9 protein-coding genes are annotated in these 7,391 nt (G+C 71.9%); 5 read left to right on the forward strand and 4 right to left on the reverse strand.

Annotation, left to right across the window (positions count from 1 at the left end):
- Positions 1–244, forward strand: a 244-nt coding sequence (gene rsfS / locus JNK30_RS08350) for a ribosome silencing factor (RefSeq protein WP_293481606.1), incomplete at its 5' end; no start/stop codon positions are given.
- 16 nt (positions 245–260) lie between these two features.
- Here the strand turns inward: rsfS and JNK30_RS08355 are convergent.
- From JNK30_RS08355 to gpmA, 4 genes are read right to left on the reverse strand one after another with little or no spacing between them, the layout of a single operon-like run.
- Positions 261–1,457 (reverse strand): pentapeptide repeat-containing protein, encoded by a 1,197-nt coding sequence (locus tag JNK30_RS08355; protein ID WP_293481607.1) that lies wholly within the window; start codon positions 1,455–1,457, stop codon positions 261–263.
- 5 nt (positions 1,458–1,462) lie between these two features.
- A complete protein-coding gene (locus JNK30_RS08360; protein ID WP_293481608.1) occupies positions 1,463–2,728 on the reverse strand; it encodes a pentapeptide repeat-containing protein in 1,266 nt (421 codons plus the stop codon).
- Positions 2,729–2,777: 49 nt separating this feature from the next.
- The gene (locus tag JNK30_RS08365; protein WP_293481609.1) at positions 2,778–3,227 is read right to left on the reverse strand and encodes a deaminase; all 450 of its coding nucleotides are present in this window, start codon (positions 3,225–3,227) and stop codon (positions 2,778–2,780) included.
- 46 nt (positions 3,228–3,273) lie between these two features.
- On the reverse strand, positions 3,274–3,984 hold the full coding sequence (gpmA, locus tag JNK30_RS08370) for a 2,3-diphosphoglycerate-dependent phosphoglycerate mutase (protein ID WP_293481610.1): 711 nt from the start codon (positions 3,982–3,984) through the stop codon (positions 3,274–3,276).
- An 82-nt stretch (positions 3,985–4,066) separates the two neighbouring features.
- Between gpmA and JNK30_RS08375 the strand changes: the two genes are divergently transcribed.
- The 4 genes from JNK30_RS08375 to JNK30_RS08390 all read left to right on the forward strand — a co-directional run.
- Positions 4,067–4,312, forward strand: coding sequence for a hypothetical protein (locus JNK30_RS08375; protein WP_293481611.1), 246 nt, complete (start codon positions 4,067–4,069; stop codon positions 4,310–4,312).
- Positions 4,309–5,274, forward strand: coding sequence for a KpsF/GutQ family sugar-phosphate isomerase (locus tag JNK30_RS08380; protein WP_293481612.1), 966 nt, complete (start codon positions 4,309–4,311; stop codon positions 5,272–5,274). The genes JNK30_RS08375 and JNK30_RS08380 overlap by 4 nt, the downstream gene beginning before the upstream one ends.
- Positions 5,275–5,381: 107 nt before the next feature.
- Positions 5,382–6,884: a phosphomannomutase/phosphoglucomutase gene (locus tag JNK30_RS08385; protein WP_293481613.1), complete on the forward strand. Its 1,503-nt coding sequence runs from the start codon at positions 5,382–5,384 to the stop codon at positions 6,882–6,884.
- Positions 6,885–6,993: 109 nt separating this feature from the next.
- Positions 6,994–7,391, forward strand: a 398-nt coding sequence (locus tag JNK30_RS08390) for a 2-dehydropantoate 2-reductase N-terminal domain-containing protein (protein WP_367118739.1), incomplete at its 3' end; no start/stop codon positions are given.

The following is a 7,391-nucleotide window of genomic DNA, read 5'->3' on the forward strand; positions in this document are numbered from 1 at the left end:
CGGGCTCATCGTCGCCTCGGGCCGTTCGCAGCGGCACGTGGGCGCGATGGCCGACCATCTGCTGCGCGCCCTGAAGGAGGCGGGGTACGGCAAGTGCCGCGTCGAGGGCATGCCGCATGCGGACTGGGTCCTGATCGACGCTGGCGACGTGATCGTCCACCTTTTCCGGCCCGAGGTCCGCTCGTTCTACAACATCGAGAAGATCTGGTCGGTCGAGCCGCCGGCCAACCGCGCCGCCGTCTGAGGCTCGGGACAAGACCCTAAGCGGGTAGCCGCGCGCCGCGAAGGTCGGCGTCCTGCAGGACGGCGTCGGTGATGGTCGCGCCGTCGAGCCGGGCGTAGCGCAGCCGGGCGCCGGTGAGGTTCGCCGGCGTCGAGCGCCCGGGCCCGAGCGGCAGGGGGCCGACGTTGGCCTTCGCCAGGTTCACGCGGGTGAGGTCCGACCGCATCAGGCGGCAGCCGCGCAGGTCGGCGCCCTCAAGGATCGCGCCGCGCAGGTCGCAGCCCTCGAGATTGGCGCCCTGCAGCTCGACGCCTGTCAGGTCCAGACCGGCGAGGTTCGCGCCCCTGGCGCTCAGGGCGCTCAGCTTCAGCCCCCGCAGCGCCTCGCCGGCGGGGCGCAGGTCGGCCCCGTCGAGCTGCGTGGGGGCGCCGTCCGCGCCGCCCGACGCCACCCAGGCGGAATGCGCCCGCGCCTGTTCGACCAGCTTCGCGCACCGGGCGATCACGTCGCGCGTCGGCGCCTCGACGGCGCCGTCCAGCTTCGCATTGCGCACCCCGGCCAGGTCTGCGGCGTGGAGGTCCGCGCCCGCGAACTGCGCGCCCTCCAGCTGCGCGCCGGACAGCGAGGCCGACGCGAGCAGCGCCCCGGCGAAGTTCGCGCGCTTCAGGTTGGCGTCGGTGATCACGGCGCCGCGCAGGGAGGCGTCCGCGAAGTCGGCCTCGGCGGCGTAGAGGCCGTCCAGGCGCGAGCGGTCCAGGGTGGCGCCGGACAGGTTCGCCCCGTCGATCTCGCCGCCGCGTCCCTCCTCCACCACCGCGGGCAGCCCCTTGGTGGGATGCGGCCGGCCGATCACGCCCGGTCGCAGGTCGGCCTCGGTCAGGTCGGCCCCCGCAAGGTTGGCGCCTTGCAGGCAGGCGCCGCGCAGGTCGGCCCGGCGCAGGTTGGCGGCCCGCAGGTTGGCGGCGCGTAGGTCGCAGCCCGCCAGGATCGCGCCCTCGAGGTTGGCGCCGGCCAGCTCGGCGCCGTCGAAGACCGAGCCGGTGAAGTCCGCCCCCGCCAGCTGCCGCCCGGCCAGGTTCAGCCCCCTGAAGTCGACGTAGCTGAGGTGGGCGCGCTTGCCGCCGTTGCCGGCCACGAAGCGGGCGTGGCCATCGAGCAGGATCGCAAGCTCGCCTTCGCTCAGGCGGCGGCGGCCCGGCAGGAACGGCTCCTGGCTTGGCGTCGCGAGCCGCATGGCGGTCAGATCACATCGTCCAGCCCGCGGGCGCCCTGCCGGTGCGCGACGGCGCTGAAGTCGGCCTGCTTGACCATGGCCCCGGTGAAGTTCGATCGGCTGATGTCGGCGTCGGCGAAGACCGCGTGGCGGACGTCGGCGTTCGACAGGTCGGCGCCCTTGAGCTGCGCCCCGGCCAGGTTGCACGGCAGGACGCGGTCCGCGCCCAGTAGCAGCGGACCCATCTGGGCGTCTCGCAGGTCCGCCCCCGAAAGCTTGGCGCCCACCAGGCGTGCGCCCCGCAGGTCGGCCCGCCGCAGGGTGCAGTTGCGCAGGTCCGCGCCCTCCAGGTGCGCGCCCTGAAGCTGCACGCCCTCCATGTCGAGGCCGTAGAACACCGCCCCCTTCGCCGACAGGGCCGTCAGGTTGTAGCCCTTGATCGATCCCAGGGCGCGAAGGTCGGCGTTGTCGAACGACGACGGCTTGCCCTCGCCCCCGCCGGTCTCGCACCAGCGGGCGTGGTCCCTGATCATCTGGTCGTACGGCAGATCGCTCAGCGGGCGCCCCACCGGGACGTCCGTCAGAGCCCCCGCCATGTTCGCGTTGGAGACGTTCCAGGCCACGGTGCGCGCGCCCACCAGGATGGCGTCCGTGAGGTCGGCCCCGGCGAGGTCGGCGCCCGACAGGTCCGCGCCCGACAGGTTGGCGCCCGACAGGGTCGCCTGCTTCAGGTTCGCACGGATGAGCTTGGCGTCCTTCAGCACCGCGTCGGTGAAGTCGGCGCGGACGGCCATGGCGCCCGACAGGCGCGAGCGCTCGAGGTTGGCGCCGGCCAGGATCGCGCCCTGCAGCTCGCCGAGGTTGGGCGCGCCGGTCTCCAGCTTGCGCAGGCCGAACTGGCGGTCGGCGGCCGCGAGCGTGCCCTCCCGCAGGTCCGCCTCGAACAGGTCGGCGCCCGTCAGGTCCACGTTGCGCATGCACGAGCCGCGCAGGTCCGCCCGCCGCAGCGAGGCCTCCCGCAGGTCGGACCCGGTGAGGTCGGCGCAGAAGAGGGTGGCGTTGTCCAGGCGCGCCCCGCGCAGCTGGCAATCGGTCAGGATCGCGCCCGTGAAGTCGGCGTCGCACAGGTTGCGTCCGCGGAGATCGACGCCGGAGAGGTCCTTGAAGGCGAACACCGCCCGGGCGCCGCCGGGCTTGGCGCTCCAGAGCCGGTCGTGGCGCGCACAGACGACGTCGACCTCCGCCTGCGAGAGGCGGGACTGGACGAGGCTGCGTGCGCTGTTGGTCGACATCCGGCCGGCTGACGAGAAAGACTGCGTGAACCTTGTTAGGCCAGGTCGATTAACGGCGACTTTCCGTAGGTTTTGCCGGGCGATAGCTCGCGTAGAGGGGCGCCGCCTCGGCGCCGAGCAACCCCAGGTGTGCAATCACGCCGGCGGCCTGCAACCGACGCGCGCCGTCGCCGGCGGCGAACACCGACGGATCGGGGCAGGCGTAGGCCACGCGCGCGACGCCCGCGGCGACCAGCCGCTCGCTGCAGGACAGGCCGCCGGCCGATCGCTTCGCACAGGGCTCCAGGGTGACGTAGACCGTGGCGCCGCGCGCGCGCTCGCCGGCCCGGTCGAGGGCGACCTCCTCGCCGTGGGGCCGACCGCCCTCGCCCGTGACTCCCTCGCCGACCACCACGCCGTCGCGAACGATGACGCAACCGACCGCCGGGTTTTCGCCCGTGCGGCCGACCTGGGCCTCGGCGAGCGCGATGGCGCGGCGCATGGCGTCTTCGTCGGTCATCGAGCCATCATGACCCGCGATCGCGCCGGCGCGAAGACCGCTGTGGTCAGACCGGCGGCAGCGCCGTGGCGCGGGCGTCGTCGAGGTAGCGCGCCGCGGTGGGCTTAAGGGCTGCGTCCAGGTCGATCACCAGCGGATTGCCGGTGGGGATCTCCACGCCCACGATGTCGTCGTTCGACACGCCGAACAGCAGCTTGACGATCGCCCGCAGCGAGTTGCCGTGCGCCGCCACCAGCAGGGTTTCGCCGCGCTTCAGGCACGGGACGATGTCGGCGTCCCAATAGGGCTGCACGCGGTCGAGCGTGGTCTTCAGGCTCTCGGTCACCGGCAGGCTGGCGCCGGCGTACCGGCGGTCGCGGGAGAAGTCGAACTCGCCGCCCGGCGCGAGGTCCGGCGGCGGGATGTCGTAGCTGCGCCGCCAGATCTTCACCTGGTCGGCCCCGTGCTTGGCGGCGGTCTCGGTCTTGTTGAGGCCGGTGAGGCCGCCGTAGTGCCGCTCGTTGAGCCGCCAGTCCTTCACCTCGGGCACGAACGTCTGGCCGGCGGCGTGAAGCGCCAGCCACGAGGTGCGGATCGCGCGGGTCAGGACGGATGTGAACACGCGATCGATCGACAGGCCCGCGGCCTTGATCAGCTCGCCGCCCTTCTTCGCCTCGGCCTCGCCCTGGGCGGTGAGGTCGACGTCGACCCAGCCGGTGAAGCGGTCTTCCAGGTTCCACTGGCTCTGTCCGTGACGCAGCAGGATCAGGGTGGGCACGGCGGCGGCTCCTTCGGTTGCGGACGGTGGGGCTAGATCGGCGGCCCTACCCCGTCAACCCGGCGCGGGCTATAGCGGGGCCATGTTCGACCGCTTCTACCTGGGCCTGCTCGCGCTCGCCGCCGCCGCGGCGGTGGGCCTGGCGCTGGTGTGGCCGCAGGGTCTCGGCGATCGCTCCCCGGCCCCCTTCGGCCACGATCCGGTGCTGCGCAGCCCCGAGATGCAGGCCCGCATGAAGCGCGAGACCGAGGCCGCCCAGAAGCGCGTCGATCAGGCGCGTGAGGCGGTGCGCAACATCCAGAACCAGGCGATCGCACCCTCGCAATGACCGAGAAGGACACCATCGCCGTCGGCCGCCGGGTGCTCGAGACCGAGGCCGAGGCCCTGACCCGCCTGGCGCGCGAGCTCGACGGAAGCTTCGCGGCCGCGGTCGAGATGCTGTTCGGGGCGAGGGGCCGGATCGTCTGCACCGGGATCGGCAAGTCGGGCCACGTGGCGCGCAAGATCGCCGCGACCCTGGCCTCCACCGGCTCGGCGGCGATCTTCGTCCATCCCAGCGAAGCCAGCCACGGCGACCTCGGCATGATCGGCCAGGACGACGTGATCCTGGCGCTGTCGAAGACCGGCGAGACCCGCGAGCTGGCCGACGTGATCGCCTATGCGGCGCGGTTCCATATCCCGCTGATCGGCATGACCACTTCGGCCGAGAGCGCCCTGGGCCTGGCCGCCGACATCGTGCTGCGCCTGCCCGATGCGCCGGAAGCCGCGGACGCGGTCAATGCGCCCACCACCTCGACGACGCTCCAGATCGCCCTGGGCGACGCCCTGGCGGTGGCGCTGCTCGAGCGGCGGGGCTTCCGGCCGCAGGACTTCAAGGTGTTCCACCCCGGCGGCAAGCTGGGCGCCCTCCTGCGTACGGCCGCCGACCTCATGCACGGCCGCGAGGAGCTGCCGCTGGTGGCGCCCGAGACGCCGATGCGCGAGGCGCTCCTGGTCATGAGCGAGAAGCGCTGGGGGATCGTCGGCGTCGTCGATCCAAAGGGCGTGCTGCTGGGGGCCATCACCGACGGGGACCTGCGCCGCCACATCGAAGGCCTGCTCGACCACACCGCCGGCGAGGTGATGACGCCGGGGCCAAAGAAGGTGGCGCCCCCCGGGATGCTGGCGGGCGAGGCCCTGGCCCTGATGAGCGATCCGCCGCCCGCCGTCACGGTGCTCTTCGTCGTCGACGCCGGCAAGCCCGTGGGCATCCTGCACGTCCACGACCTGCTGCGCGCCGGGGTGATGTAGCGGCCGCCGCGGAACAGCGGGGTCCCGTTAAGGCTTCCTCAGTGGCGCTGCGGCTATCGGCCGCGCTAAACACCCCCACCGCCCCCGCGTGCGCCCCCGGAGTCCCGATGCTGCCTGCCCCCCGCGCCGACCTCGTCGCCAACACCTTCGACTACGAGAATGCGCCGCTGGTGAAGGCGACCGGCTTCCGGGAATACGACGCGCGCTGGCTGTTCGGGCCCGAGATCAACCTGCTGGGCGTCCAGGCCCTGGGCCTGGGCCTGGGCACGCTGATCCACGAGATGGGCCAGACCCGCATCGTGGTCGGGCACGACTTCCGCAGCTATTCGCTCAGCATCAAGCAGGCCCTGACCATCGGGCTGGTGGCCGCCGGCTGCGAGGTGCTGGACATCGGGCTCTCGGTCTCGCCCATGGCCTACTTCGCCCAGTTCGACCTCGACGCCCCCTGCGTGGCCATGGTCACCGCCAGCCACAACGAGAACGGCTGGACCGGCGTGAAGATGGGCGCTCAGCGTCCGCTCACCTTCGGGCCCGACGAGATGGGCCGGCTGAAGGAGATCGTGCTCGGCGGGAAATGGGCGCAGCGGCCGGGCGGCTCGGTGGCGCACATCGGCGGCGTGGCCGAGCGCTACATCGCCGACGCGGCCTCCCGCGCGAGCCTGAGCCGGCGGCTCAAGGTCATCGCCGCCTGCGGCAACGGCACCGCCGGCGCCTTCGCCCCACAGGCCCTGCGGCGCATGGGCGTGGCCGAGGTGGTCGAGATGGACTGCGATCTCGACTGGACCTTCCCGAAGTACAATCCGAACCCCGAGGACCACCACATGCTCTCCGAGATGGCCAAGGCCGTCCGCGAGCACGGCGCCGACGTCGCCCTCGGCTTCGACGGCGACGGCGACCGCTGCGGCGTGGTCGACGACGAGGGGGAGGAAATCTTCGCCGACAAGATCGGCCTGATGCTGGCCCGCGACCTGTCGGCGCTGCACAAGGACGCCACCTTCATCGTCGACGTGAAGTCCACGGGCCTCTTCGCCACCGATCCCGTGCTGAAGGCCAACGGCGCCAAGACCGTCTACTGGAAGACCGGGCACAGCTACATCAAGCGCAAGACCGCCGAACTGGGCGCACTGGCCGGCTTCGAGAAGAGCGGCCACTTCTTCATGAACCCGCCCATCGGCCGCGGCTACGACGACGGCCTCGTGGCCGCCGCCGCGATCCTGTCGATGCTGGACCGCAACCCGGACAAGAAGCTCAGCGACCTGAAGAAGGCGCTGCCCGTGGCCTGGACGTCGCTCACCATGAGCCCGCACTGCGCCGACGAGGAGAAGTACGGGGTCGTCGACGACGTGGTCGCCGAGTACAGCGCGTTCGCCAAGGCCGGCGGCACGATCCTCGGCCGCAGGATCGTCGACGTGATCACCGTCAACGGCGTCCGCGTGGCGCTCGAGGACGGCTCGTGGGTCCTGGTCCGCGCCTCGTCGAACAAGCCCGAGATCGTGGTCGTCGTGGAGAGCACCCGCTCGGAGGACGACATGCGCGCGCTCTTCCGCGAGGAGGTCAAGCCGCGGCTGGCGAAACGCCCGCAGGTCGGCAAGTACAACCAGGAGATCTGAGGATCTCGTCGTAAGCGGCGCGGGTCTTGCTGACTCGCGGACCGTCTGTGCCGTTGCGGCGCCGCATCCCGGGTGGATAGAAGCGGCGGCCTCCTAGGGGAGTTCTGGAATGCGCGTGGCGATGATCGGGACGGGCTATGTGGGCCTGGTGAGCGGGGCGTGCTTCGCCGATTTCGGCCATGTCGTGACCTGCATCGACAAGGACGCCTCGAAGATCGAGCAGCTCAGGTCCGGCGGCATCCCGATCTACGAGCCGGGTCTCGACGTGCTGGTCGCCAGCAACGTGAAGGCCGGCCGGCTGTTCTTCGACACGGACGCCACCCAGGCCATCCGCGAAGCGGACGCGGTCTTCATCGGCGTGGGAACGCCGTCGCGGCGCGGCGACGGCTACGCCGACCTCAGCTACGTCTATGCGGCCGCGGAGGAGATCGCCCGCCTGGTGCAGGGCTTCACCGTCGTCGTCACCAAGTCGACCGTGCCGGTGGGCACCGGCGACGAGATCGAGGC

It is taken from the genome of Phenylobacterium sp., from assembly GCF_016793225.1.
GTDB lineage: Bacteria > Pseudomonadota > Alphaproteobacteria > Caulobacterales > Caulobacteraceae > Phenylobacterium.